The 24,914-nt window shown below is 64.9% G+C and carries 30 protein-coding genes; 9 read left to right on the top strand and 21 right to left on the bottom strand.

Features of this window, described 5'->3' with window-relative positions:
* Positions 1–22: 22 nt before the first annotated feature.
* On the bottom strand, positions 23–400 hold the full coding sequence (locus tag P6U31_RS14210; RefSeq protein ID WP_407189054.1) for a hypothetical protein: 378 nt from the start codon (positions 398–400) through the stop codon (positions 23–25).
* A gap of 105 nt (positions 401–505) precedes the next feature.
* On the opposite strand from P6U31_RS14210, the gene P6U31_RS14205 reads away from it, so the two are divergent.
* Both P6U31_RS14205 and P6U31_RS14200 read left to right on the top strand, forming a co-directional pair.
* Positions 506–1,342 (top strand): DUF72 domain-containing protein, encoded by an 837-nt coding sequence (locus tag P6U31_RS14205; protein WP_407189847.1) that lies wholly within the window; start codon positions 506–508, stop codon positions 1,340–1,342.
* 8 nt (positions 1,343–1,350) lie between these two features.
* Positions 1,351–1,812, top strand: a complete 462-nt coding sequence (locus P6U31_RS14200; RefSeq protein ID WP_407189053.1) for a DUF488 family protein — start codon at positions 1,351–1,353, stop codon at positions 1,810–1,812.
* Between the two features lie 48 nt (positions 1,813–1,860).
* Here P6U31_RS14200 and P6U31_RS14195 read toward each other — a convergent pair whose 3' ends face one another.
* From P6U31_RS14195 to P6U31_RS14170, 6 genes are all read right to left on the bottom strand, one after another.
* The gene (locus tag P6U31_RS14195) at positions 1,861–2,775 is read right to left on the bottom strand and encodes a PhzF family phenazine biosynthesis protein (protein WP_407189052.1); all 915 of its coding nucleotides are present in this window, start codon (positions 2,773–2,775) and stop codon (positions 1,861–1,863) included.
* A 148-nt stretch (positions 2,776–2,923) separates the two neighbouring features.
* Positions 2,924–4,231 (bottom strand): adenylate/guanylate cyclase domain-containing protein, encoded by a 1,308-nt coding sequence (locus tag P6U31_RS14190; protein WP_407189846.1) that lies wholly within the window; start codon positions 4,229–4,231, stop codon positions 2,924–2,926.
* 107 nt (positions 4,232–4,338) lie between these two features.
* Positions 4,339–5,502, bottom strand: coding sequence for an ABC transporter permease (locus tag P6U31_RS14185; protein WP_407189051.1), 1,164 nt, complete (start codon positions 5,500–5,502; stop codon positions 4,339–4,341).
* Entirely contained in the window at positions 5,499–6,428 is a 930-nt protein-coding gene (locus tag P6U31_RS14180) for an ABC transporter ATP-binding protein (protein WP_407189050.1), read from the bottom strand. Before P6U31_RS14180 ends, P6U31_RS14185 begins: the two co-directional genes overlap by 4 nt.
* Positions 6,425–7,342 carry an HlyD family secretion protein gene (locus P6U31_RS14175; protein WP_407189049.1) on the bottom strand — a complete coding sequence of 306 codons (918 nt, stop codon included), beginning with the start codon at positions 7,340–7,342 and terminating at the stop codon, positions 6,425–6,427. Before P6U31_RS14175 ends, P6U31_RS14180 begins: the two co-directional genes overlap by 4 nt.
* Positions 7,339–8,034: a TetR/AcrR family transcriptional regulator gene (locus P6U31_RS14170; RefSeq protein WP_407189048.1), complete on the bottom strand. Its 696-nt coding sequence runs from the start codon at positions 8,032–8,034 to the stop codon at positions 7,339–7,341. The genes P6U31_RS14175 and P6U31_RS14170 overlap by 4 nt, the downstream gene beginning before the upstream one ends.
* A gap of 108 nt (positions 8,035–8,142) precedes the next feature.
* Between P6U31_RS14170 and P6U31_RS14165 the strand changes: the two genes are divergently transcribed.
* Genes P6U31_RS14165 through P6U31_RS14155 form a run of 3 tightly spaced genes read left to right on the top strand, consistent with a single transcriptional unit; the run spans position 8,143 to position 9,365 of the window.
* Positions 8,143–8,478 carry an ArsR/SmtB family transcription factor gene (locus P6U31_RS14165; RefSeq protein ID WP_407189047.1) on the top strand — a complete coding sequence of 112 codons (336 nt, stop codon included), beginning with the start codon at positions 8,143–8,145 and terminating at the stop codon, positions 8,476–8,478.
* Complete coding sequence (locus tag P6U31_RS14160) at positions 8,475–8,936, top strand: SRPBCC family protein (protein WP_407189046.1); 462 nt, start codon at positions 8,475–8,477, stop codon at positions 8,934–8,936. Before P6U31_RS14165 ends, P6U31_RS14160 begins: the two co-directional genes overlap by 4 nt.
* Before the next feature lie 15 nt (positions 8,937–8,951).
* Positions 8,952–9,365: a GFA family protein gene (locus P6U31_RS14155; RefSeq protein ID WP_407189045.1), complete on the top strand. Its 414-nt coding sequence runs from the start codon at positions 8,952–8,954 to the stop codon at positions 9,363–9,365.
* Positions 9,366–9,394: 29 nt separating this feature from the next.
* On the opposite strand, the gene P6U31_RS14150 is transcribed toward P6U31_RS14155, so the two are convergent.
* From P6U31_RS14150 to P6U31_RS14095, 12 genes are all read right to left on the bottom strand, one after another.
* Positions 9,395–10,675, bottom strand: a complete 1,281-nt coding sequence (locus P6U31_RS14150; protein ID WP_407189044.1) for an alpha-glucosidase/alpha-galactosidase — start codon at positions 10,673–10,675, stop codon at positions 9,395–9,397.
* A gap of 19 nt (positions 10,676–10,694) precedes the next feature.
* Positions 10,695–11,720, bottom strand: coding sequence for an alcohol dehydrogenase AdhP (gene adhP, locus P6U31_RS14145; RefSeq protein WP_407189043.1), 1,026 nt, complete (start codon positions 11,718–11,720; stop codon positions 10,695–10,697).
* Positions 11,721–11,859: 139 nt separating this feature from the next.
* The gene (locus P6U31_RS14140; protein WP_128926586.1) at positions 11,860–12,270 is read right to left on the bottom strand and encodes a DUF2000 family protein; all 411 of its coding nucleotides are present in this window, start codon (positions 12,268–12,270) and stop codon (positions 11,860–11,862) included.
* Between the two features lie 66 nt (positions 12,271–12,336).
* A complete protein-coding gene (locus P6U31_RS14135; RefSeq protein ID WP_407189042.1) occupies positions 12,337–12,726 on the bottom strand; it encodes a DUF4189 domain-containing protein in 390 nt (129 codons plus the stop codon).
* A 231-nt stretch (positions 12,727–12,957) separates the two neighbouring features.
* The gene (locus P6U31_RS14130) at positions 12,958–14,562 is read right to left on the bottom strand and encodes an NTP transferase domain-containing protein (protein WP_407189041.1); all 1,605 of its coding nucleotides are present in this window, start codon (positions 14,560–14,562) and stop codon (positions 12,958–12,960) included.
* Positions 14,559–15,260 carry an XdhC family protein gene (locus tag P6U31_RS14125; RefSeq protein WP_407189040.1) on the bottom strand — a complete coding sequence of 234 codons (702 nt, stop codon included), beginning with the start codon at positions 15,258–15,260 and terminating at the stop codon, positions 14,559–14,561. The genes P6U31_RS14130 and P6U31_RS14125 overlap by 4 nt, the downstream gene beginning before the upstream one ends.
* A 2-nt stretch (positions 15,261–15,262) precedes the next feature.
* A complete protein-coding gene (locus P6U31_RS14120; RefSeq protein WP_097658284.1) occupies positions 15,263–15,586 on the bottom strand; it encodes an XdhC family protein in 324 nt (107 codons plus the stop codon).
* Between the two features lie 9 nt (positions 15,587–15,595).
* Positions 15,596–16,798, bottom strand: a complete 1,203-nt coding sequence (locus P6U31_RS14115; protein WP_407189039.1) for a vWA domain-containing protein — start codon at positions 16,796–16,798, stop codon at positions 15,596–15,598.
* Between the two features lie 167 nt (positions 16,799–16,965).
* Positions 16,966–17,889, bottom strand: coding sequence for an AAA family ATPase (locus tag P6U31_RS14110; protein ID WP_407189038.1), 924 nt, complete (start codon positions 17,887–17,889; stop codon positions 16,966–16,968).
* A 62-nt stretch (positions 17,890–17,951) separates the two neighbouring features.
* Entirely contained in the window at positions 17,952–18,758 is an 807-nt protein-coding gene (locus P6U31_RS14105; protein ID WP_407189037.1) for an FAD binding domain-containing protein, read from the bottom strand.
* A 27-nt stretch (positions 18,759–18,785) separates the two neighbouring features.
* On the bottom strand, positions 18,786–19,271 hold the full coding sequence (locus tag P6U31_RS14100; RefSeq protein WP_014494194.1) for a (2Fe-2S)-binding protein: 486 nt from the start codon (positions 19,269–19,271) through the stop codon (positions 18,786–18,788).
* Positions 19,272–19,405: 134 nt separating this feature from the next.
* A complete protein-coding gene (locus tag P6U31_RS14095) occupies positions 19,406–19,852 on the bottom strand; it encodes a carbon monoxide dehydrogenase subunit G (protein WP_128926593.1) in 447 nt (148 codons plus the stop codon).
* Between the two features lie 172 nt (positions 19,853–20,024).
* On the opposite strand from P6U31_RS14095, the gene P6U31_RS14090 reads away from it, so the two are divergent.
* The 3 genes from P6U31_RS14090 to P6U31_RS14080 all read left to right on the top strand — a co-directional run bounded on the left by P6U31_RS14090 (position 20,025) and on the right by P6U31_RS14080 (position 22,773).
* Positions 20,025–21,380 (top strand): 3-carboxy-cis,cis-muconate cycloisomerase, encoded by a 1,356-nt coding sequence (locus tag P6U31_RS14090; RefSeq protein ID WP_407189036.1) that lies wholly within the window; start codon positions 20,025–20,027, stop codon positions 21,378–21,380.
* A gap of 109 nt (positions 21,381–21,489) precedes the next feature.
* The gene (gene pcaD / locus P6U31_RS14085) at positions 21,490–22,272 is read left to right on the top strand and encodes a 3-oxoadipate enol-lactonase (RefSeq protein ID WP_407189035.1); all 783 of its coding nucleotides are present in this window, start codon (positions 21,490–21,492) and stop codon (positions 22,270–22,272) included.
* Between the two features lie 108 nt (positions 22,273–22,380).
* Positions 22,381–22,773 carry a carboxymuconolactone decarboxylase family protein gene (locus P6U31_RS14080; protein WP_027548693.1) on the top strand — a complete coding sequence of 131 codons (393 nt, stop codon included), beginning with the start codon at positions 22,381–22,383 and terminating at the stop codon, positions 22,771–22,773.
* On the opposite strand, the gene P6U31_RS14075 is transcribed toward P6U31_RS14080, so the two are convergent.
* Together P6U31_RS14075 and P6U31_RS14070 are read right to left on the bottom strand one after the other, a co-directional pair.
* Complete coding sequence (locus P6U31_RS14075) at positions 22,735–23,271, bottom strand: hypothetical protein (RefSeq protein ID WP_407189034.1); 537 nt, start codon at positions 23,269–23,271, stop codon at positions 22,735–22,737. The genes P6U31_RS14080 and P6U31_RS14075 overlap by 39 nt on opposite strands.
* Positions 23,272–23,542: 271 nt before the next feature.
* Positions 23,543–23,713 carry a hypothetical protein gene (locus P6U31_RS14070; RefSeq protein ID WP_407189033.1) on the bottom strand — a complete coding sequence of 57 codons (171 nt, stop codon included), beginning with the start codon at positions 23,711–23,713 and terminating at the stop codon, positions 23,543–23,545.
* A gap of 273 nt (positions 23,714–23,986) precedes the next feature.
* Between P6U31_RS14070 and P6U31_RS14065 the strand changes: the two genes are divergently transcribed.
* Positions 23,987–24,904 (top strand): ABC transporter permease subunit, encoded by a 918-nt coding sequence (locus P6U31_RS14065; RefSeq protein ID WP_407189032.1) that lies wholly within the window; start codon positions 23,987–23,989, stop codon positions 24,902–24,904.
* Positions 24,905–24,914: the final 10 nt, after the last annotated feature.

The raw sequence follows: 24,914 nt of genomic DNA, 5'->3' as shown, positions 1-24,914 counted from the left end.
GCGATTGGCCATTCGCCACCCCCTACTTCGCCGGCGGCCTGCGCTTGACGAAGGCCGTCACGATGTCCTTCTGCGCGGACTCCACCGCTCTGTTCGCGGTCGCGAGATGGGCGCCGGCATCGATGCCGGGATATTGCGTGGTAAGATAGTCGAGCAGCGCCACCCGGTAATATTGCCGCTCTGACGGGCAGGCGCCCGCGACCGAGCGGCCAAAATCCTGTTCCGTCATTCCCTGATTGCTGTCACGCGAATATTCCCGCGCCAGGCAATGCCAATAATCGTCGCGGCCCTGTTGGGCGAGCTTCTGCGCATTCTTCGCATCGTCATCCGCCATGAGTGAAGACGTCATGGCAGCAGTTGTCATCACGATGAGCGCCGCTCCCACCATCAGCATCCGCATCTTGTTCTCCCTTGTCGCAGATTGCACTGCGGAGCTTAGACTGGAGGCGAGAACTGGCCAATCACATCTCGTTTGACTAGGATGAAGCTCTTCCCTCCCCCGTCGATGCGAGATCCTCCCGTGGCCAAAGCAAAAACCGCGTCCAAAAAATCCGGCAACATCTTCATCGGCATCGGCGGCTGGACCTTCGAGCCCTGGCGCGGCGTGTTCTATCCGGAGAAGCTGGCGCAGGCGAAGGAGCTGTCCTACGCGGCCTCGAAGCTGACCTCGATCGAGATCAACGGCACCTATTACGGCTCGCAGAAGCCGGAGAGCTTTCGCAAATGGGCGAGCGAGGTGCCCGATGGTTTCGTGTTCTCGGTGAAGGGGCCACGCTTCGCCACCAACCGCCGCGTGCTGGCGGAAGCCGGCGACTCCATCAAACGGTTCTACGATTCCGGCGTGCTGGAACTCGGCAATCATCTCGGGCCGGTGCTGTGGCAGTTCGCGCCCACCAAGAAATTCGACGGGGCCGATTTCGGCAAGTTCCTCGAGTTGCTGCCGCGCAAGCTCGAGGGGCGCGCGCTGCGCCATGTCGTCGAGGTCCGGCACGACAGTTTTTGCACGCCGGACTTCGTGGCATTGATCCGCGAGTTCGAGACGCCTGTGGTGTTCGCCGAGCACGGCAAATATCCGGCCATTGCCGACGTCGCCGGCGATTTCGTCTATGCCCGGCTCCAGAAAGGCAATGACGAGATCAAGACGTGCTATCCGCCGAAGCAGCTCGATGCCTGGGCCGAGCGCTTTCAAGCCTGGGCTTCGGGCAGTGAACCGGACGATCTGCCGAAAGTTGACAAGGCGAAACCGAAGAAGGAGCCTCGCGACGTGTTCGCCTACGTCATCCACGAGGGCAAGGTGCGCGCACCGGCCGGCGCCATGGAACTGATCGCGCGGGTGAGCTGAGGTGGTTCATGGCAAAAGCCAAGAAGCTCTTCACCATCGGTTATGAACAGACGCCGCCCAAGGCGGTGCTGGACGAGCTGCAAGAGGCCGGCGTCAAGCTCGTGGTCGACGTGCGGGCGGTGACGTCGTCGCGACGGCCGGGCTTCTCCAAGAAGCAGCTGTCGGCGGGACTCGACGAACGCGGCATCGCCTATGTCCACCTCGCCGCGCTCGGCACGCCGAAGGAAGGCCGCCTCGCCGCGCGGAGCGGACAGTACGAGGTGCTGGAGAAGATCTTCTCAAAGCACCTGAAGACGCCCGAGGCCAGGGAAGCGATGGACGAGCTCTCCTCGCTGGTGAAGAAGGCCGGCCCGGTGTGCCTGCTCTGCTACGAGCGCGACCACACCCATTGCCACCGCCAGATGATCGCGGAGATCATCGAGGAACGCGATGGGGTTGCGGTGAAGAATTTGGCGGGGCGGCAGGCCTGATGCTCGTCGTTCCGGGTCAGCGCGAAGCGCTGAAGCCGGAATGACGGGCTAAGACTCCCCCGCCAGCTTGAACGTCCCCTCCATCATCTGCACGCAAGCGCCACCGACGTGAGCGGACACGATCTTGCCGTCCTGCTTGCGCACGCGGGTCGAGAGAATGCTCGGCCGGCCCATGTCAAAGCCCTGACCGACGGTGAGCTTCAGCTCGCCGTCACGCGCCGGATCGAGATCGGCGAACAGCGCAGCGGCAGCCACCGTGGCGCTGCCGGTGGCGGGGTCCTCGACGAGACCGCTTGCGCCGCGCATGAACATCCGCGCCTGGCGCTCGCACGGCGCCTCCGCCGGGGGCACGTCGCGCGTATAAAACCAGACCGAGCGGGCGCCATCGCGCGGCAAAACCCTGCCGTAGGCTGCGGCATCCGGCCGAGCACGCTTCAGCGCCTCGCGCGAATGCAGCTCCATCACCAGAAACGCGTTTCCGACGGTGACGATCTCAGGCTCGTGATTGTCTGTCCTGATGTCGTCGGCAACGAGCGAGATGCAGCTCGCGGCTTCGGCAGCCGAGAGACGTGAGAGCCGCTCCAGCGGCTGCGGCGCGGTGAGCTCGGTTCTGATCACCCGGCCCTGCTCTCTCACGATATCGACCGGCACGAGCCCGGCCTTCTCCTCGAACAGCAGACGCGGCTTCGGCTCCTTCGCCATCGTGGCAAGCACGAAGGCGGTGCCGACATTGGGATGGCCCGCAAAGGCAATCTCCTGCACCGGCGTGAAGATGCGCACCTCCGCGTCATTGGCCCTGTCGCGCGGCGGCAGCACGAAGGTGGTCTCGGAATAGTTGAACTCGGTCGCGATCGCCTGCATCTGCGCAGTCGTGAGCCCGTCGGCATCGAGCACCACGGCGAGCTGGTTACCGCCGAAGGCGCGGTCGGTGAACACGTCGACGGTGATGTAGCGGCGCGGCATCGTCTCTTCCCCATGCAAGTCGCGGCCACGACCGGCCGCTTCGCCGGCAGTCTACAGGCCGGCGATATCGCTCGTCATGCCCCAAAATTCGGAGCAATCGGAGCAATCAGGGATGATGCAAGAGAATCGCGCGCGCCTGTGGAGCGAGCTACCCCAGCTGAAACACTGCGACCGGACGCTCGTAACCGCGCACCTCGACCTCGCCGAGCGCGACGGCATCGCTGCCCTCATCGCCAAGCGCCTCGCGCACGGTCGCGGAGATCAGCAGCTGCGAGCCGAACTCCTTGTTCAGCGCCTCGAGCCGCGAGGCGAAGTTCACGGTGTCGCCGATCACCGTGTACTCCTTGCGCCGGGGCGAGCCGATATTGCCGGCGACGACCTCGCCGAAATGGATGCCGATGCCGATGCGAAGCGGCCAGCTCGTCTCTGCGTTGATGCGGTCCATCGCCAGCAGCATCTCGCGGCCGGCGGCGACGGCGCGGTGCGCGGCGTCCGCGGCCTCAAGGGGCGCGCCGAACAGCGCGAGAAAGCCATCGCCGAGAAACTTGTTGACGATGCCGCCGTGGCGGTCGAGGACGTCGACCAGCACCGCGAAGGCGCCGTCGAGCCGGTCGACCACCTGTTGCGGGGTGCGCGATTGCGCGCCGGCCGTGAAGCCGCGGAAGTCGACGAACATCACCGCGACACGGCGGACGTCACCGCCCCCGCTGGTGCCGGCCGCCATCAGCCGCTCAACCACCTGCGGAGAGACGTGCTGGCCAAACAAATTGGTCACGCGGTCGCGCGCGGTGGCGGCTGCGATGCTCGCGGCAAACTGGCGGCGGAGCTGAGCACCCACCGAGCCTGCGAGCACGCCACAGATCAGGATGATGGTGCTGCGCACCGCGTGGAAGTAGATCAGCGGCTCGCCGGCGTCGTTGACCGAATTGTAATACAGCGCGACAGCCAGGAGCTGGGCTCCAGCCACAAATCCCGTGAAGGTCGAGAGCCAGAAATCGAGCCGCAGCGTCGAAAGAATGACGAAGATGAAATAAACCAACGGCAGCACAAAACCGAGCGCCTGGCTCGCGCCCATGCTGTGGATCTGCAGGATCAGGATGATCGTCGGCAGGGACGTTTCGATGAAGGCGCCGGCATAGCGCCGGACCACCGGGAGGTCGCGATCGAGCTTCAGGTTTCGCCTGATCTGGCCGTGAACCCAGGCTTCGAAGAGGATGAAGCCTCCTAAAAGGATATATTCGCGGACGAGGCCCTCGGTCCCGCGCCAGACGCGGTTCACGAGCGCAGGGTCGATCAGGAAGGTCGAGGTGAGGAACAAGACCATGACACCGCCGGTGATGATCAGTGTCCGCACCCGCAACAGCTCGGTGCGCAGCACCTCCCTCGTCAGCTCGCGCTCGAAATCCTCTGATAGCACAGCGTGCTGCCGCGACTTCCTGCTCGCAAACCGGACCATCATTCCCCCAGTCATTCCGGAGCGCGGCACAGCCGCGAACCCGGAATCTCGAGATTCCGGGTTCGATGCTAGCGCATCGCCCCGGAATGACATCGAGACAGTTTGCCTCAATCCAGCGTGCGACGGAAGCGCGTCACGGCGATGGTCATGGCGACCAGCATCAGGGCCGCCAGCGCCAGCGTGTCGAAGCGCAAATTCTGCATGGTCGCGCCCTTCAGCATGATGGCGCGGACGATGCGCAGATAATGGGTCAGCGGCAGGCATTCGCCGACATATTGCGCCCAGGCCGGCATGCCCGCAAACGGAAACATGAAGCCCGACAAGAGAATGCTCGGCAGGAAGAACATGAACGACATCTGTATCGCCTGTAATTGATTCTGCGCGATGGTGGAGAACGTGTAACCAATCGCGAGATTTGCGGCGATGAAGAGGGTCGAGAGTGCCGCGAGCAGAACGAGATTGCCGAGCACCGGTACGCCGAACAGGAACACTCCGATATTGACGATCAGGAAGGCTTGAATGAAGCCGACCAGGATGTAGGGAATGATCTTGCCGAGCATGACCTCGACCGGCTTGATCGGCATCGACAACAGGCTTTCCATGGTGCCGCGTTCAATCTCGCGCGTCACCGATAGCGCCGTGAAGATCAGCATGGTCATGGTAAGGATGGTGCCCACCAGTCCCGGCACGATGTTGAGCCGCGATTCCGCAGCCGGATTATAGCGCGCATGCGCCCGGATCTCGAACGGCAGCACCGGCGCATCGCCGATATAGAGATCGTGCTGGAGAGCGGTCTGCACGATCATCCCGAGCGAGCCGAGTGCGGAGCTCGCGGCGATCGGATCGGTCGCATCCGCTGCGACCAGCAGCGCCGGCTTGTCGCCGCGTCGCACCGCCCGTTCGAAGCCGCGCGGGATTTCGACGCCGAACAGTACCTTGCCGGACTTCAGCAGGTTGTCGAAATCGTCGACATCGTGCACTTCGTAGACGAAGCGGAAATAGGCGGTATTCTCCAACGCCTTCAGGACCGAGCGGGCGAGGTCAGACTCCTCCTGCAGCAGCACCGCACTCGGCAGATGGTGCGGCGTGGTGTTGATGGCATAACCGAACAACAGAAGCTGCATCACCGGGATCGCTACGATCATCGCGAACGAGACGCGGTCGCGACGAAGCTGAATGAACTCCTTCGCCATCATGGCATAGGTACGGCGCCAGAAGCCGAAGCGGTCGCGGATCTCCCGTACGGGGCCGGCTGCCTGGATGGTGCTCATTGGAAATTGTCCCTGGAGCGATTCATCAATTCGATGAAGACATCTTCCAGCGATGGATGCGACTTTTGCCAGTGCAGGCCACTTCGCTCGCGCCAAGGTGCGATGCTGGCCTCGAGCGCCGCAACGTCGCGGCCCGAGACGTGCAGCGAGGTGCCGAACGGAGCCACCATGTCAACCCCAGGCTTGCCGTCGAGCTCGGCCGCGAGGCCGCCCAACTCGCCGGTGACGGTGTAGGTCGTCAGCGCGGACTTCGCGATCACCTCGTCCACGGTGCCGCGCGCCAGGAGATGGCCGTAGGCGATGTAGGCGATCTCGTGGCAGCGCTCGGCCTCGTCCATGTAGTGGGTCGAGACCAGCACGGTGAGGCCCTCGGCCGCAAGCGCGTGGATCTCGTTCCAGAAGTCCCGCCGCGCCTTGGGATCGACGCCGGCGGTGGGCTCGTCCAGCAGCAGCAATTGCGGATTGGGCAGCGTGCAGGCGCCCAACGCCAGCCGCTGCTTCCAGCCGCCGGAGAGCTCGCCTGCGAGCTGCTCCTCGCGCCCGGAGAGCCCGAGCCGCTTGATCATGTCGCGTGCGGCACCGCGCGCATCGGCAAGGCCATAGAGGCGCGCGACGAATTCGAGATTCTCGCGGACGGAGAGATCCTGATACAGGCTGAAGCGCTGGGTCATGTAGCCGACTTGGCGCTTGATCTTCTCGGAGTCGCGCAAGATGTCGTAGCCGAGACAGGTGCCCTCGCCGCTGTCGGGCGTCAGCAGCCCGCAGAGGATGCGGATGGTGGTAGTCTTGCCCGAGCCGTTGGGCCCGAGGAAGCCGTAGATCGAGCCGCGCCTCACCTGCATCGACAGATCATGCACGACCTCGCGGCCGCCGAACGATTTGCTCAGGCCCTTGACATCGATTGCGATGCCGTTGCCGCCATTCATCGCTTGTCCGCCACCGGAGTTTTGGGATTGAGATAGACGTCGATCGGCTGTCCGACCCGTAGCGCGTCCGGGCGTGAGGGCCGCGCCTGGATCAGATAGACCAGCTTGTTGCGCTCATCGAGGCTGTAGATCACGGGCGGGGTGTATTCGGCCGTGGTCGCGATGAAATAGATCTTTGCGGTGAGGTCGGCGGAGCAATTGTCGCAGGCGATGCGCACCGTATCGCCGATCGCAAGCTTCGGCAGTGCGGTCTCCGGCACGAAGAAGCGCAGCTTCATGTTGCCGGGCGGCATGATCGACAGCACCGGCCGCTGCGCCGCCACCATCTCGCCCTCGCGGAAATAGATCTGCTGAATGGTGCCGGCAACGGGCGCAAAGCCCTTGCGCCGCGCCATCCGCGTCTCCGACGTCGCAACCCTCGCTTCGGCAACGCGCAAGGCGGACACGGCGGAATCGAGATTGGCCTGGGTGCCCGAGCCGGTCTTGCTGAGCGAGGCGGCACGATCATAGGTCTGCTGCGCATTCGCCAGCGTCGCCTTGTTCTGGTTGAGGTCGGCGAGTTGGAGGTCGTCATCGACGGCATAGAGCTGATCGCCGACCTTCACCTCGTCCCCCTCGCGGACGCTGAGCTTGGTCACCCGCCCCGCTTCGTCGGGGCTGACAAAGATCATGTCGGCCTCGACCCAGCCCTGGAAGCCGGGCTCGCGCTTCTCCTTGCACCCGGCCAGCGAGATTGCGAGCGCCAGCGCGGCGATCGTGCCGAGACGCGGCAGATTGTGCTGTCGATCCCTTACCCTGAGGAGCTGCGAAGCAGCGTCTCGAAGGGCGAGGAGCCACAGCCGGGCCCGCATCCTTCGAGACGCGCGTTCCGCGCTCCTCAGGATGAGGTGAGAGGTGTTGCGCGACGACCTCATGTCGTCCTCCGTTCGCCAAAAATCAAATCGAGATGGACGCGCAGCATCTCTTGCGCATCGAGCGGCGCGTGCCGCGCAAACAGGCTCTGCCAGATCACCGCGATCATCGCCGGCGCGACCAGGATCTGCGGATAGCGTGCGAGGTTCTTCTGGCGGATCTCGCCACGCGCGATGCCGAGTTCGATCAGCGCGCGCATGGCGGCGATGCCGCGCGAGACGACTTCGCGGTAGTAGAAGTCGGCGACGGCCGGAAAGCGCGGCCCCTCCGCCACGATCAGGCGGACCAGATCGCCGCGCCTGGTGTTGATGACCTCCTTCAGGAAATTGCCGGCGAAGCTCTCGACGAGGTCGCGCACGGTCCCGGTCGGCGGCGGCAGCGCGGTCAGCCGCTCCACCACCGGCACGATCACGATGCGGACCAGCTCCTCGAACATCGATTCCTTGTCCTTGAAGTGCAGATAAATCGTGCCCTTGGCGACGCCGGCGCGTTTGGCGATGTCGTCAAGGCGCGTTGCGGCGAAGCCGCGGGCGATGAACTCCTCCATCGCGGCGTCGACGATTGCCTTACGCCGCTCCAGCGCGCGCGCCGCCCTGTTCGAGGCAGGCGCCTCGCCGCTGCCAGCTGCCGCCGGGGCCTTCGCGCTGGCGCGAGTTGCGGACGGCAAGGCGGTCTTGGTCGGCTTCTGGATCATGGTCTATTTATGACTGACTGGTCAGTCATAGTCAAGGCCGTGATGCAACCCCAGTTCGGCTAATGAATTAGTCTTGACTAATTCATTAGCTTCTACTAATTGAATTGCATGATCGAAGCTGCGCCAAACCCCGTCACCATCGTGATGCGCGCCCTCGCCGACCCGACGCGGCGAGCCGTGTTCGAGCGCGTATTCGAAACCAAGGAAATCAGCGTCGCCGAGCTCACCCGCGGCAGCGGCGTGACCCAGGGCGCGATCTCGCAGCACCTGAAGTCGCTGAAGCAGGCGGGCCTCGTCGCCGAGCGCGCCGAGGGCCGCAACGTCTATTACCGCGCCGCGCCGCAAGGCCTCGAGCCCCTGGTCACCTGGATGGACCACTACGGTGTGTTCTGGCGCGAGCGTTTCCAGAACCTGCGTGACCTGTTGAAGGAGATCGATCCGTGAGTGCTGCCGCGTTGAAAACCGAAACAAGGGACATCGTCATCGATGAGGTCTTCCCTCACACCGCTGAGACGATCTGGAAAGCGCTCACCAGCGCGCAGTTGATCGGGCGCTGGCTGATGCAGCCGACCGGCTTCGAGGCCGTCGAAGGCAAGGCCTTCACCTTCCAGACCACTCCCGGCGGTGACTGGGACGGCGTGATCCATTGCCAGGTTCTGGAGGTCGTGCCGAACCGCCGCCTCGTGTACGCCTGGAAGGGCGGCGATGCGCGCAACACCGGTTATGGCGCTCCGCTCGACACGGTCGTGACATGGTCCCTCACCCCGGTCGAAGCCGGCACGCGGATCATCCTGGTTCATGCCGGCTTCGTCCTGCCCCGGAACGAGTCGGCCTACACGGTCATGAGCGGCGGCTGGAAGAAGGTCGTCCGCAAGCTCGATGAGATCAGCGGCGAAGGTTGAGCGGGAGATATCGCAATGGACAAGCCCTACACCGGCGGCTGCGCCTGCGGCGCCATCCGCTATTCGATTGCGGGTGAGCCCCTGTTCAGCAATCATTGTCAGTGCCGGGACTGCCAGCGGGAAAGCGGCGGCGGCCACGGCTCGTACGCGACCTTCGCGCGTGCCGGCGTCACGGTCACCGGCGAGGCGAAGCATTGGGACATGGTCGCCGACAGCGGCCAGGTGAAAACGCGCGGCTTCTGCCCGCAATGCGGCGTGCCGGTGTACATGACCTTTGCGGCACAGCCCGACGTCTTCACCATCCGCGCCGCAAGCCTCGACGAGCCCGCCCGCTACCAGCCGCAGGTTGTCACCTACGCCGCGCGCGCACATCGCTGGGATTACCTCGATCCCGATCTGCCGAAATTTGCCGGCATGCCGTCGGCGTAGGATCGGGCGCGCCGAGGCCGATCGGCAGGTCAAATGCACGCTCGGATGTAGGGCCGGTTGATTTCCCACAACTCATCAAGCAGCCCGCGCGCCGCCTCCTCGGATTGGATGACGGGGTCCAGCAGCAAAGCCTGCAGCGCTGTCTCCTTCGACGCATGCATCGCCGCTTCCACGGCCATCTGCTGGACCTGAACCTGAACGGTCATCAGCTTGGCCACGGCGTCGGGCAGCGGCCCGAGCGAGACAGGGTGGATACCCGCGATATCTACCTCCACCGGCACCTCGACCGCAGCATCGGCGGGCAGATTCGGTATCACCTGTTGATTGTAAATGACGGCGGACTCGAAGAGTTGCCGACGGTTATGAACAACGGCGGTGATGATACCGGTCGCGCGCTCCCCCGAAGGCACCGACCACCAGTCAGGCACCTCGGCCACGCCTGCGAGCACGTCATCGATCTGCCGCGTCAGCTTCGCGCGCTCGCCCTCGTCCCAGTCGTAGTTGTAGCCGCCCTCGCCGGCCTCCCAGCCATACGAGAGATACTCGCCAACATGGCTGTCGCCACAGCCGAGCCAGTAGCCAAAGGCATGCAACAACTTGCGCGTCAGCGGGGAGAAGGTGGGATCGAAATCCTTCACCCTCTCGCGCAACAACGGATAAAGGTCCTCACCCGTCTCGCGGTTGCGAATTTCGGTCAGGCACTGGAAATGATTGAGGCCTGCACCCCATACTTCCACCTGATCTTCCCGCATCCCCAAGATTCGGGCGACATTCGCGCGGGCAAGAAATATCCCGTGGCAGAGGCCGATGCTGCGAATGTTGCTGTACCGGCCCAGCGCCAGGATGATGCGACTTTCCGGATTGGAATAGTTGATGAAGGTCGCCCGCGGACAACGGAGCTCCATCTCACGCACAAAGTCGAAGATCACCGGCAAGGTGCGCAGCGTGAAGAACAAGCCGCCAGGCCCCCCGTTCTCACCCAGCGTATGACGGACGCCAAACTTGCGCGGAACCTCGAAGTCGAGCCGCCACAGCCGGTTACGATCGATCGCGGTGGAATGCACCACGAACTCGGCACCGTCGAGCGCCGAGCGCCAATCCGTCGTTGCCTCGATTGTAAGACCGGCACCGGATTTCTCGTTGAGCAGTTTCGCAAGCCGCGTCGACCGGCCGAGCCGGTCGACGTTTCGTCCGACCAGCACGAGCGTCGCGCCGGAGAGATCGCGGCTCGAAAACAGATCCCGGAACATGCTCATCCCGAAGGATGCACTGCTCGCACCGAGAAAGACGATCTTCGTTGGCCGGGCCACGCTCTGCTCCTCGGAGAGACTAGCCGAAATCCAGCACCATGCGGCCGTCGATCTTGCCGGCCTTCATCCGGTCGAAGACGTCGTTGATTTGCGCAAGCGGCACCTTCGTCACTTCGGCCTTGACCTTGCCGTCCGCGGCGAAGGCAACGGCCTCGTCGAGGTCGCGCCGCGTGCCGACGATGGAGCCGCGCACGGTGATGCGCTTGAGCACGACGTCGAAGATCGGCGTCGGGAATTCGCCCGGCGGCAGGCCGACGAGGCTGACGGTGCCCTTGCGGCGCACCATCTTGAGCGCCTGGGCGAACGCAGCGGTCGAGACCGCCGTCACCAGCACGCCGTGGGCCCCGCCGCCGGTTGCCGCAAGAACCTTGTCGACCGCGCCGGCTGCGAGGGCATTGACCGCGAGATCAGCGCCGGTCTCGCGGGCGAGCGCGAGCTTGTCCTCGGCAATGTCGATGGCGGCGACCTTGAGCCCCATCGCCTTGGCGTACTGGATCGCGACATGGCCGAGCCCGCCGACGCCCGAGATCACCACCCACTCCCCGGGCTTGGCCTCGGTCTCCTTCAATCCCTTGTAGGTGGTGACGCCGGCGCACAGGATCGGCGCGATGGCGGCGAAATCGACCGTCGCCGGCAGCTTTGCGACAAAGGCAGCCGAGGCGATGACATATTCGGCGAAGCCGCCGTTGACGCTGTAGCCGGTGTTGTGCTGGTGCTCGCACAGAGTCTCCCAGCCGGTCTCGCAATATTCGCAGGACATGCAGGCGTCATGGAGCCAAGCGACGCCGACGGCATCTCCCACCTTCAGATTCTTCACGCCGGGTCCGAGCGCCGCAACGATGCCGGCGGCCTCATGGCCGGGAATGAAGGGAGGAACCGGCTTCACCGGCCAGTCGCCGGAGGCCGCATGCAGATCGGTGTGACAGACGCCGCAGGCCTTGACCTTGACCAGAACCTCGCCGGGATCGGGCTGCGGCACCGGCACGTCCTCGACCACCAGTGGCTTGCCGAACTGCTTGACGACTGCGGCTTTCATGGTCGGCATCTGTCTGCTCCTCTATGCTTTCTGAAGCAGAATAGCGACGCCGCCCGGCGCACCTTTGACGGGAGTCAAACAGCACAAAGTTTCCGCATGGGCCGGCCATCATGACGTCACGATGACGCGGCGCGGGGCTCCCGACCTGTCAGCTATGGAACTTCAGGCCATCGACGATCTTGTCGATCACCTTGCGCTCGGCACGCATGGCGATGCCGACGAGATTGAGATCCGTGCGCGCAACGGCCCTCACCGCCTCGCGATTGGCGGCATCGTGCGTGGTGCTGAACATGTCCTCGGTATAGACCGCCGGCTTGACGTTGCGCGCGAGCGCACGGTCCAGCGCGCGCGACAAGGCGGGACCGTCGGCGCCATAGATCAGGATCGGTTGGCCGATCAGCGCATGATATTTCGTCCCCGAGGCGTCCTCATAGGCTTCGCCGATGCATTCGGGAAAAGCCGCGGCGATGCCGCTGGAGAGAAAAGATGCGACGTTGAGCTTCTGCCAGGCCTGAAGATCGGTGCGGATCACGATGGCGATCTTGGTGTCGAACTGCATGTATTCCCTCGACTGTCATTCCGGGCTCGATGCTACGCATCGCCCCGGAATGACGGCAAGGAAAAATCACCCCTTGGCGTCGCAGGCCCAGGCGCGGATCACGCATTCCTTGCCGCCGTATTTGTAGCATTCGCGCGTGGCGGCGTTGAGAGAGGCCGAAATCTTCGGCTTGACCGCGTAGCCGTAGGCGCCGCACGGATTTGTTATATCGACCGACATCGCGGCACAGGCGCGCTTCATCGTCACGGTGGTGCAATCGCCCTTGCACTGCTTCTGCGCCGCGGCGCGGGCCTCGTGCTCGTAGCCGTAATCATAGGCCTGACCGTAAGCGCCGCACTTGCCGACTGCAAAAGCCCCGGCGGCATGCGCTCCCGTCACATAGCGGGCGCCGGAAACACAAACGGACAACGCAAAGAAAAACATCGCGCAACGGCGCGCGATGACGTTCGAAGCCATGGAAAAACCCCTCACCCCCAAGGCAGGTGCCGGCAACTCTAAGCGGCGGTCGTTTCCAGATGGTGAACGGGTGGTTGAAACCGGCAGGTGGGAGATGTCGCAGGGTGGCAAAGCGACTTGTCCGTCATAGCTCGGAGAGCGACGGCGGAATCGTGCCCACCAATCGTCGATCGCAACGAAGAGACCGTGGCGCGAAGCTCTAACCCTACGGCACCGTCGTTTGCGGCATCTTCATCCCCGCCTTGCCGCTTCCAGCGCCTGCGGCGTGTCGATGTCGAGGAAGGCGCTCTCGCCGTCCACGGGCACCTCGGCCACGGCCTCGGTGTGCTTGGCGATGAGATGCCGCGCCCCGACGTCGCCATCGAGCGTCATCAATTCCTTGAAGAAGCGGCGCGACCACAGCACGGGATTGCCGCGGCGGCCTTCGCTGACGGGCACGACGATGAGATTGCCGCGGTCCGGCGCAAAGCCGTCGATGAGACGGTCGATCAGGCCGGCATCGATCAGCGGCATGTCACCGAGACAGACCAGCGCGCCGTCGCAGCTCTCCGGCACGGCCGCGATGCCAGCCTTGACCGAGCTTGCGATGCCGCCGGCGAAATCCGGATTCTTGACGAATTTCACGTTCAGACCTTGCAGCGCCTGCTCGACCAGCTCGGTCTGATGGCCGGTGACGACGATCACCTCGGATGCTTTCGAGGCGAGCGCCTGCTCGGCGGCGATGCGCACCAGCTTCTTGCCGTCGAGCTCGGCGAGCAGCTTGTTCGGGCCGCCCATGCGCGTCGAGCGGCCTGCCGCGAGCACGATGGCGGCGACCTGGCTGTTGCCCTCGGTTTCCGCTTTCGCGCGCGGCTGCGGCCGCGTCACGATCTCCATCAAGAGGCCGCCGACGCCCATGCCCATCAGCTCGGACCGCGTCACCTTGATGCCGGCGAGGAGCCGCATCAGGACCCAGTCGAATCCGTTCTCGACCGGCGAGCGCGCGCAGCCGGGCGCGCCGAGCACCGGCACATTGCCGGCGCGGGCGATCAGCAAGAGATTGCCGGGATCGACCGGCATGCCGAAATGCTCGATCTCGCCGCCGATGCCGGTCACGGCCGCCGGGATCACGTCGCGGCGATCGGCGATCGCGGAGGCTCCGAACACGATGACGAGCTCGGCCCCCAGCGCGAGCAATTCCTTGATCGCGGCCGACAGCTCGCGCTCATCATGCTGGACGCGCCGCTCGGCGATGATGCCGGCTCCGGCCGGCGCGAGCCGCTCGGCGGTGACGCGCAGCGTCTTGTCGATCACCTTGGACGACAGGCCCGGCAGCAGGGTCGAGACCACGCCGACGCGCTTGATGACGTAAGGCGCTATTCTGAGCACGTCCTTGCCCGCCGCCTTCACCGCGGCATCGCGCAGGCGTCCCTCGACTCCGAACGGGATGATCTTGACGGTGCCGACCATCTCGCCCTCGACCACCGGCTTGTAGGCGGTGAGCGTGGCAAAGGTAATGGCCTCGTCGATATTGTTGATGCGGTCGACCGCGGCGCGGTCGATCACCAGCACGCCCGCTCGCGCGGCGAACAGATTGGCGCGACCGGTAAAGGCACGCTCGACATGGATGCCCTCGCCGCCCACCGCAAGCGCGATACTTGCGGCCGCGACGTCCTCGGAGACGTCGCCCGCCTCCATGCGCACCACGACGATGTCCTTGATGCCGGCGCGCGTCAGCGCCTCGACCTCGGCGGGGCCGATCGTCGTGCCTTTCTTCAGTACCAGCGGTCCCTGGCGCAGGGTGTGGACGGTCACCCCGCCGATCGCATCCTCAGGGGTCGCCGGGCCGAACTTCATGCGGCTTCTTCTTTCTCCTTGGGAGGCAGGCGGAGCCCCGCCGTGATCTCTGCCATGATCGCGACCGCGATCTCGGCGGGCGAGACCGCACCGATCGCCAGGCCAATCGGCGCGTGGATGCGCGCGATGTCGCTCTCCTTCGCCCCCTGCGCGCGCAGTCGGTCGCCGCGCTTGGCGTGCGTCTTCCGCGAGCCTAGCGCGCCGATATAGAAGCAGCCGCGCTCGAAGGCATGCAGCAATGCGGGATCGTCGATCTTCGGATCATGCGTCACCGCGACGAAGGCGGTGTAGGCATCGACATTGAGCGGCGGCAGCGCCGTGTCGGGCCATTCCGCGATCAGCGGAATGTCGGGGAAGCGCTCGGGGCTCGCGAATGCCGTGCGGGGATCGATCACCGTCACGTCATAGCCGAGCGAGCGCGCCAGCGGCGCCAGGGCCTGGCTGATATGGACCGCGCCGACGATGACGAGCTTTGCGGTCGGCGCGTAGACGTTGAGGAACAGCTTCTTGCCGCCGGCTTCGACGGTGGCGCTCTTGCCCATGCGAAGCTGTTTCTCCAGCTCGGCACGCAAGGGATCTCTGGCAAAATCCTTCGCCTTCACCAGGCGCTGCTCGCCGCTCTCGGTGTCCGTCACCAGGATCGCCGGCCGGCGCGCGGCCCGCTCGGCATTGAGTTCGTGCAGGATCTCGAGCTTCACGGCTAGCCGACCTTCTCGACGAAGACGCGGATGGTGCCGCCGCAGGACAGCCCGACATTCCAGGCGGTCTCGTCGGCGACGCCAAACTCCAGCATTCTCGGTTTGCCGCTCTGGATCACGTCCATGGCCTCGGTGACCACGGCGCCCTCGACGCAGCCGCCGGACACCGAGCCCAGGAAGGTGCCCTCATCGTTGATGACGAGGCTCGAGCCCGCCGGGCGCGGCGCCGAGCCCCAGGTCTCCACCACCGTCGCCAGCGCGACGCCGTGGCCGGCCTTCTGCCAGTCCTCCGCCGCCTTCAGGATATCCTCGTCGCGATCGAGCATGGGTGCCTCTCAAGCTGCGGAGCGGATCAGGCTGCGGTGATGCGGCGGCAGCGGCTGGGAGAGCGTCGTGATCAGCTCCTGGATCGAACTCAAATTATGCACGGGGCGGAATTCGTCAACGTGCGGAAGCATCATTTTGATGCCCTGCGCCTTGGCCTCGAAGCCGCCGAACCGCAGCAGCGGGTTGAGCCAGATCAGCCGCCGGCAGGAGCGATGCAGCCGGTCCATCTCGAAGGCGAGCTTGGAATCGGCCTCCCGCTCCAGCCCGTCGGAGATCAGGAGCACGATGGCGCCCTGGCTCAGCACCCGGCGCGCCCACAATTTGTTGAAATTGTGCAGCGAGGCTGAGATCCGCGTCCCGCCGGCCCAGTCCTCGACCGAGGCCGAGCAGCTCGCCAGCGCCTCGTCCGGATCGCGCTGGCGCAGCGCGCGGCTGACATTGGTGAGGCGGGTGCCGAACAGGAACACCGAGACACGTTTGCGCGCATCCGTGATGGCGTGCAGGAAATGCAGGAACAGGCGGGTGTACTCGCTCATCGAGCCCGAGATGTCGAGCAGCGCGACGATCGGCGCCGGCTTCTCGATCCGCCCGAGCCGACGGATGTCGATGATGTCGCCCCCGGTGCGCAAGGATGCCCGCAGGGTACGGCGCAGGTCGAGGCGAAGCCCGTGCGGATCGGGCCGGTGCCGGCGCGTCAACAGCTCGGCTTGCGGCAGGTGCATGCGATCGATGGCGCGGAGCGCCTCGGCGATCTCGGCTGCACTCATCTGCGCAAAATCCTTCTTCTGAAGGATCTCTTTGTCGGAGACCGACAGGCGCAGATCCTGCTCCTGATGCTGCGGCGTCTCCGTCATCCGCGGCTGCGACATCGCCTCCTGCACGCGGCGCGCGCCGGCCTTCGGCTTCTTCTTGGCCTCGTCCGGCAGCGGCACCGAATCCAGCATGTGCTTCCATTCTTCCGAGGCGCGGAAGAACAGGTTGAACGCCTGGCTGAAGATCAGCGCATGCTCATGGCGCTTGACGAAGATCGCTTCCAGCGTGGTGAAGACGTCGGCGCGATTGCCGATGTCGATCACCTGCAGCGCGCTCATGGCATCGATGACCGCACCCGGGCCCACCGGCATCCCTGCCGCGCGCAGCGCGCGGGCAAAACCGACGATGTTGTCGGCGAATTGCTCGGTCTGTTCGGGGGCAAGGTGGTTGATGGCCATGATCTCGTATCCATCCCCTCGTCATTCCGGGGCGCGCCACTTGGCGCGAACCCGGAATCCATTCTCCACCAACCCTGCGGCCCGATGGATTCTCAGGTGCGCAATTGCGCACCATAGCTCGCGCTACGCGCGCCCCGGAATGACGAGCTCGTTATGACGCACGCACGTCAATTCTCGCTCGTCGCTTCCTTCAGCACCTTCTGCAAGGCATCGCCCTGCATGCGGGTGATGTCGTCCTGGTACTTGAGCAGTGCGCCCAGCGTGTCGCCGACCACTTGCGGGGTCAGCGAGCGGGCATCCAGCTCCGACAGCGCCGTGGCCCAGTCGATGGTCTCGGCAACGCCCGGCGATTTGTAGAAGTCCTGGTTGCGCAGCGCCTGCACAAAGCGCACGACCTGCTGCGACAGCTTGGCCGAGATGCCGGGCACGCGCGTCTTGACGATGGCGAGCTCGCGCTCGGCGGCGGGATAATCGACCCAGTGATAGAGGCAGCGCCGTTTCAGCGCGTCGTGGATCTCGCGGGTGCGGTTGGAGGTGATGATGACGATCGGCGGGTGTGGGGCCTTCACGGTCCCGAACTCGGGAATGGTCACCTGGAAGTCGCTGAGGATTTCGAGCAGGTAAGCTTCGAATGCCTCGTCGGCCCGGTCGAGCTCGTCGATCAGCAGCACCGGCGGTCCGGCGACGTCAGGCTCCAGCGCCTGCAGCAGCGGCCGCTTGATCATGTAACGATCGGCGAAGATGTCGCTCGAGAGCTGCTCGCGATCGGTGTCGCCGGCGGCTTCCGCCATCCGGATTGCGATCATCTGCGCGGCGCTGTTCCACTCGTAGACCGCGGAGGAGACATCGAGGCCTTCGTAGCATTGCAGACGGATCAATTTCCGCCCCAGCGCGGCCGAGAGCACTTTTGCGATCTCGGTCTTGCCGACGCCGGCCTCGCCTTCCAGGAACAGCGGCCGGCCCATCCGCAGCGACAGGTACGTCACCGTCGCCAGCGACCGCTCGGCGAGATAGCCGCGCGATGTCAGGAGCTCGAGCATCGCATCGACCGATGCCGGCAAAGCACCGGAAGAATTGGTCGCTGAAGTCATAAAGAAGCCAGTCTCGCTACGTCCTCGCCAGGGACAGGTTTTGATCGTGGAATGAGCTCAGCTCATTCCTTGGCGTTGGCTGCATCGACCGCGCGCCGCGTCAGCACGCCGATGAGATGCGCGCGGTATTCGGCGCTGCCGTGGATGTCGCTGTTGAGCCCCTCAGCCGGGACGTCGATGCCTTCCAGCGCCTTGGACGAGAAGCGCTTCTTCAGCGCCTCCTCGAACGCGGTGACCCGGAATACGCCTTCGGAGCCGGCACCGGTCACGGCAACCCGCACGTCCGAGGGACGCCGCGCCACGAACACGCCGACCAGCGCATAGCGCGAGGCCTGGTTGCGGAACTTGACGTAGGCGGCCTTCTTCGGCAGCGGGAACATCACCTTGGTGATGATCTCATCGGCTTCGAGCGCGGTCGTGAAGAGGCCCTGGAAGAACTCTTCCGCCTTGAGCCGGCGCTTGTTGGTGACGATGGTGGCGCCCAGCGCGAGCACGGCGGCCGGATAGTCCGCGGTCGGGTCGTTGTTGGCGAGCGAGCCGCCGATCGTGCCCTTGTGGCGCACGGCGGGATCGCCGATGCCGCCGGCAAGATTCGCCAGCGCCGGGATCGCCTCGCCGACGATCGCGGAGGTGGCGACCTCCGCGTGCTTGGCGGTGGCGCCGATCACCAGCGAGCGGCCCTTCATCTCGATCGTGTTGAGCCCCTCGATATGGGAGAGGTCGACCAGATGCGGGGGGCTGGCGAGGCGCTGCTTCATGACGGGAATCAGCGTGTGGCCGCCGGCGATCACCTTGGCGTCCTCGTTCTTCACCAAAAGATTGGCCGCCTGGCGAACGGTGCCGGGGCGATGATATTTGAATTCGTACATCTGAATGTCCTGATCGCGGGATGCGCGTTACGCGAGGTCGGATTTCGCCATCGCCTTGGCGCCGGCGGAGATCGACGCGACGATGTTCTGGTAGCCGGTGCAGCGGCAGAGATTGCCTTCCAGTTCTTCCCGGATCGTGTGGTCGTCGAGCTCGTGGCCCTTGCGATGCACGATGTCGATCGCGGTCATGATCATGCCCGGCGTGCAGAAGCCGCACTGCAGGCCATGGTGCTCGCGGAAGGCCTCCTGCATCGGATGCAGCGGCGCGCCGTCGGCGGCCAGCCCCTCGATCGTCTTGACCTCATGGCCATCGGCCATCACCGCAAGCGTAGTGCAGGACTTCACGGCCTTGCCATCGAGATGGACGACACAGGCGCCGCACTGCGAGGTATCGCAACCGACATGGGTGCCGGTCAGGCGCAGATTCTCGCGCAGGAATTGCACCAGCAGGGTGCGGGGATCGACATTGGCCGTAACAGGATTGCCGTTCACGATGAGGGAGATTTTTGCCATAAGCACTCTCTATCAGCGCCCCGACGGGTCCCATCGAAGCGGTTCTTATAATTATTCCAACCCATCATATGGGCCATTATGCCCCGGGGCAACATCGCCCGGGGCGCAAGGCGCCATGCCGGAGGCGATGACCTTCAGCTTTGTACAGCCTTGGCGAAGTTCGCGAAAAACTCGTCGGCGAGCTTCTTGGCGGCGCCGTTGATCAGGCGCTGACCGAGCTGCGCCAACTTGCCGCCGATCTGCGCCTCGACGTCGTAGGAGAGCAGCGTGCCGCCGTCCTTCTCCGCCAGCCTGACCGCCGCACCACCCTTGGCGAAACCGGCGACCCCGCCCTCACCCTCGCCGGAGATCTTGTAGCCGTTCGGCGGGTCGAGATCGGACAGCGTGACCTTGCCCTTGAAGCGCGCCGACACCGGGCCGACCTTCATTTTCGCCGTCGCGCGAAAGCCGCCGTCCTCGGTCTTCTCGAGCTCCTCGCAGCCGGGGATGCAGGCCTTCAGCACCTCGGGATCGTTGAGCTTGGCCCACACGGCCTCGCGCGGCGCCGCAAGCTGGACTTCGCCGTTCATCGTCATGGCCATGAGGGTGCCTCCCGGATCGCATAACTATAGTGCTGATCAAGTAACGCAGGGACGCGGCAAAGGAAAGGGCGGCGCCCGGTCACGTGCAATGCATATTCGCAACTGCAAAATGACGTGTGCAGGGGTTGGGGGATTGGCACAGCCGGCCCATGATGATTAGGTCGCGCGCAATATGAGCACATCCCTCTCCCCCCTGCTCGCACCGATGCTGTCGAGCGCCGCCATGCGCGTGGTCTGCGACGACCGGTCCACGCTGCAGAACATGCTTGATTTCGAGGCAGCCCTGGCACGCGCCGAAGCCGCCACGGCCGTGATTCCGGCATCCGCCGTGGGGCCGATCGAGGCCGCGTGCAAGGCCGATGGCTTCGACATGGCCGCGCTCGCGGAGGCCGCGACGCGATCGGGCAATCTGGCGATTCCCCTGGTCAAGACGCTGACCGCCAATGTCGGCAAGGCGGACAAAGAGGCTGCACGCTACGTGCATTGGGGCGCCACCAGCCAAGATGTCATCGACACTGCGACCATGCTCGCGCTCCGCGCCGGCATCGACGCGCTTGACGCCGACCTTAGCCGCGCCATCAAGGGCTTTGCCGCACTGGCGCGCCACCATCGCACTACCGCGATGGTGGCGCGGACCTGGCTGCAGCACGCGCTGCCGATGCCGTTCGGCCTGAAGGCCGCCGAATATGCATCCAGCCTCGCCCGCGCCCGCTGCCGCCTGCGGCGGCTCCGCCGCGAGGGCCTCGCGCTGCAATTCGGCGGTGCCGCCGGCACGCTCGCGGCCCTCGGCGACAAGGGGCTGGCAGTGGCTGAACGGCTCGCGCAGGAACTCGACCTGCCGCTGCCGGAAGCGCCCTGGCACACCCATCGCGACCGCATCGCGGAAGCCGCATCCTGCCTCGCCATTCTCGCCGGCAGCTGCGGCAAGATCGCGCGGGACGTCTCGCTGATGATGCAGACCGACGTCGCCGAAGCGTTCGAGCCGGCCGGCGAAGGCCGCGGCGGCTCCTCGACCATGCCGCACAAGCGCAACCCGGTCGCCGCCGCGAGCGCGCTGGGCGCCGCCACGATGGCTCCGCAGCTCGCCGCGACGATCTTCGCAGCCCAGGTGCAGGACCATGAGCGCAGCGCCGGCCCCTGGCACGCGGAATGGCCGACGCTGCCGCAACTGATGCTGGTTGCCTCGGGCGCGCTGGCCGCCGTCGTCGACATCGCCGAAGGGCTCGACGTCGATGCCGCGCGCATGCTCCGCAATCTCGATGCGACGCATGGCCTGATCATGGCCGAGGCGGTCACGTTCGCGCTGGCCGATAAGATTGGCAAGAGCGACGCGCATCATGTGATCGAGGCCGCCAGCAAGCGCGCGGTCGCCGAGAAGAAGCATCTGCGCGAGGTGCTCTCGGCCGATTCGCAGGTCACTGCGCACCTTTCGCCGGAAAAAATTGCGGCATTGTTCGAGCCGATGGCCTATCAAGGGGCTTCCCAGGCCCTGATCGACCGGCTGCTGGATTCACTGGATCTCTCCTGATGTCATTGCCGGGCTTGACCCGGCAATCCATCATCCTGGATAGATTCGCTTTGGAGATGGATGTGCGGGTCATCTAGCGCTGTTACCCGCGCATGACGAGGAACATGCCATGCCCATGATCGATGCCGACGGATGCCTGCTCAACGTCTCCGTCGAGGGCCGCGACGGCGGGCCGACCTTGATGCTGTCCAACTCGCTCGGCTGCACGCTTCAGATGTGGGAGCCGCAGATGAAGGCGCTGACGCAGGTGTTCCGCGTCATCCGCTACGACCGCCGCGGCCACGGCAAGTCCAACGTTCCGCCGGGCCCCTACACGATGGAACGCTTCGGCCGCGACGTGCTCGCGATCCTCGACGACCTCAACATCGAGAAGGTGCATTGGTGCGGCCTGTCGATGGGCGGCATGGTCGGGCAATGGCTCGGCGCCAACGCGCCGGAGCGCTTCGGCAAGCTCATCCTCGCCAACACCTCGTGCTACTATGCCGAGCCGACCAAATGGCTGGAGCGCATCGATGCCGTGAAGAAGGGCGGCATCGCCGCGGTCGCCGACGCCGTGATCGCAGGCTGGCTGACGCAGGATTTTCGCGAGCGCGAGCCTGCGATCACCGCAAAGATGAAGGCGATGCTGCTCGCCTCGCCGGTCGAGGGCTACCTTGCCTGCTGCGAGGCGCTCTCGACGCTGGACCAGCGCGCGCTGCTGCCGAAGATCAAGAGCCCGACGCTGGTGATCGCCGGCCGCCACGATCAGGCGACGCCGATCTCGGCGGGCGAATTGATCCGTTCGAACATTCCCGGCGCCAGCATGACCATCATCGACGCCGCGCACATTTCCAATGTCGAGCAGCCGCACGCGTTCACGGATGCGGTGGTGGGATTTTTGACGCAGCGCTAGTTGTTATCACCGTCATTCCGGGGCGCCTCGAAGAGGCGAACCCGGAATCTCGAGATTCCGGGTTCGATGCTTCGCATCGCCCCGGAATGACTTATTCGGAGAAACACCATGGACGACCAGAAGCGCCGCGATGCCGGCATGAATGTGCGCCGAAAGGTGCTGGGCAATGCCTGGGTCGACAAATCGATCGCGGGCCGCAATGCGTTCAACACCGACTTCCAGGATCTGATCACGCGCTACGCCTGGGGCGAGATCTGGACGCGGCCGCATTTCGACGAGCGCACGCGGCGCGTGCTGGTGATCGGCACCATGGTCGCGCTCGGGCAATGGGACGAATTCCGCCTGCATGTGCGCGCGGCGCTGGCCGAGGGTGGCTTCACGCCCGACGATATCAAGGAGATCCTGCTGCAGCAGGCGATCTATTGCGGCGTGCCGGCCGCGAACCACGCCGTGAAGGAAGCCTCAGCGATTGTGCAGGAGCTCGGCCTGCTCAAGACCTAGCGGCGCGGTGATCTCGACGGGCTTTTGAACGGCCTTGGGCGCTGGCGCCGGCTTCTCGATCACGACCACGATGGCAGCACCGAGCAAGAGCAGGAGCTCGGTGGCATGCAGCCGGAGCGCGGCCATCTCGCCGACCTTCGAGGACATGACCATGCTGGCAAACGAGATCAGGCTGCCGATCGCCAGGGCGATGCTGAGCGCCTCGTCGCTGCCGCCGTTCCTGCGGATGCGGGGAATACAGAGCAGCACGAGATAGATCGAAAAGAACGCCACCACGGTCAGACGGCCCAGCGCCAGCAGCCACGCGGCGCGCACCGTGTCCATGCCGGCCATCTGGAGATGGTCGCTGAGGAAGAGTGCCACCGCGACGCTCGGCCGCTCGTAGAGGCCGTGCACCGGGGCCACGATGATGTTGAAGGCAACCAGCGCCCAGGCCGGGATGAAATAGGCCGCCAGCAGCGCGCCGTTGACCGAGCCGATCCGCCAATTCCTGAACATGCCGCTTCCCGCTTCGCCTGCCGTTCGCCCTCGATGGAAGGCTTTGCCGGGGAGCTAACTCGCATCAGACTGTGGCGGCAATTTAAACCCTTTGTTTACCTTAACTGGCCCGGCCGCAGACGTCGTCATTCCGGGGCAATGCGCAGCATTGAACCCGGAATCTCGAGATTCCGGGTCTGGTCCTTCGGACCATCCCGGAATGACGGAATAAGACGCAAAAGAAAAAAGGCCCCGCCTCTCGGCGGGGCCCTCCTACTCCCGGGCTCTCGAACTATTCGTCCTGGCTGCGCTGGCCACCCTGCTGGCCGGGGCGTTCGCCCTGGCGCATCGGATCCTGCTGCTGCTGTCCGGGTTTCTGACCACCGCCCTGCTGCTGTTGCGGATTGCGCTGGCCGGGGTTCTGACTCTGCTGACCCGGATTCTGGTTCTGTTGCTTCGTCATTCGGGGAAACTCCCTTGTTGGACGTCACGGGGAGGATAACGACAGGCTTCCAATTTGGTTGCCCTGCGGAACCCGGTTCCTCGCAGCTGCGGAACTCCGAAATGACCTCTGTACAAACCTTGATGACGAGGTCTGGCCAGTTGCAGCCGCCAGTTCCCTCCTGTTACAAAACGGGAAGAATGCGTAGGGGCTGCCGGGGCCCGAGAAGAAACTCGATCACACTCTCTCGAAAGCTCTCCCTTCGAGCCGCGTCAGGTTTGGTAACGGCAGCCCATGGATTATTTCGCCCAGCAGCTCATCAATGGCCTCGTGCTCGGCTCGATCTACGGCCTGATCGCGATCGGCTACACGATGGTCTACGGCATCGTCGGCATGATCAACTTCGCCCATGGCGACGTCTTCATGATCGGCGGCTTCATCGCCTTGATCACTTTCCTAATCCTGATCTCGCTCGGCCTGACCGCGATACCGCTGATCCTGCTCGTGGTGCTCCTGGTCTCGATGGCGATCACTGCGCTCTATGGCTGGACCATCGAGCGCATCGCCTACCGGCCGCTGCGCCATTCCTTTCGTCTCGCCCCGATGCTGTCGGCGATCGGCATGTCGTTCGTGCTGACCAACTATTCACAGGTCGCGCAGGGCGCGCGCGTCAAGCCGATCCCGCCCTTCATCACCGGCGGCTACACCCTGCATGAGAGCCCGGACGGCTTCCTCATCCAGCTCTCCAACATCCAGATCATGGTGGTCATCACCACGATCGTGCTGCTGGCCCTCTTCACCTGGCTGGTGTCGCGCACGCGGCTCGGGCGCGACATGCGCGCCTGCGAGCAGGACCAGACCATGGCGGCGCTGCTCGGCGTCGACGTCGACCGCACCATCTCCATGACCTTCGTGATCGGCGCCGCCCTCGCCGCGGTCGCGGGCCTGATGTACCTGCTCTATTACGGCCTCGTCGATTTCTTCATGGGCTTCGTCGCGGGCATCAAGGCGTTCACCGCCGCCGTGCTCGGCGGCATCGGCTCGCTGCCCGGCGCGATGCTCGGAGGGCTTGCGATCGGCCTGATCGAGACGTTCTGGTCGGCCTATTTCTCGGTCGAGTACAAGGACGTCGCGGCGTTCTCGATCCTGATCGTCGTGCTGATCTTCATGCCGACCGGCCTGCTCGGCCGTCCCGAAGTCGAAAAAGTCTGACGGACGCGCG

The organism is Bradyrhizobium centrosematis (assembly GCF_045571495.1).
GTDB lineage: Bacteria > Pseudomonadota > Alphaproteobacteria > Rhizobiales > Xanthobacteraceae > Bradyrhizobium > Bradyrhizobium centrosematis.
This window is presented reverse-complemented; position numbering and strand designations above follow the sequence as displayed.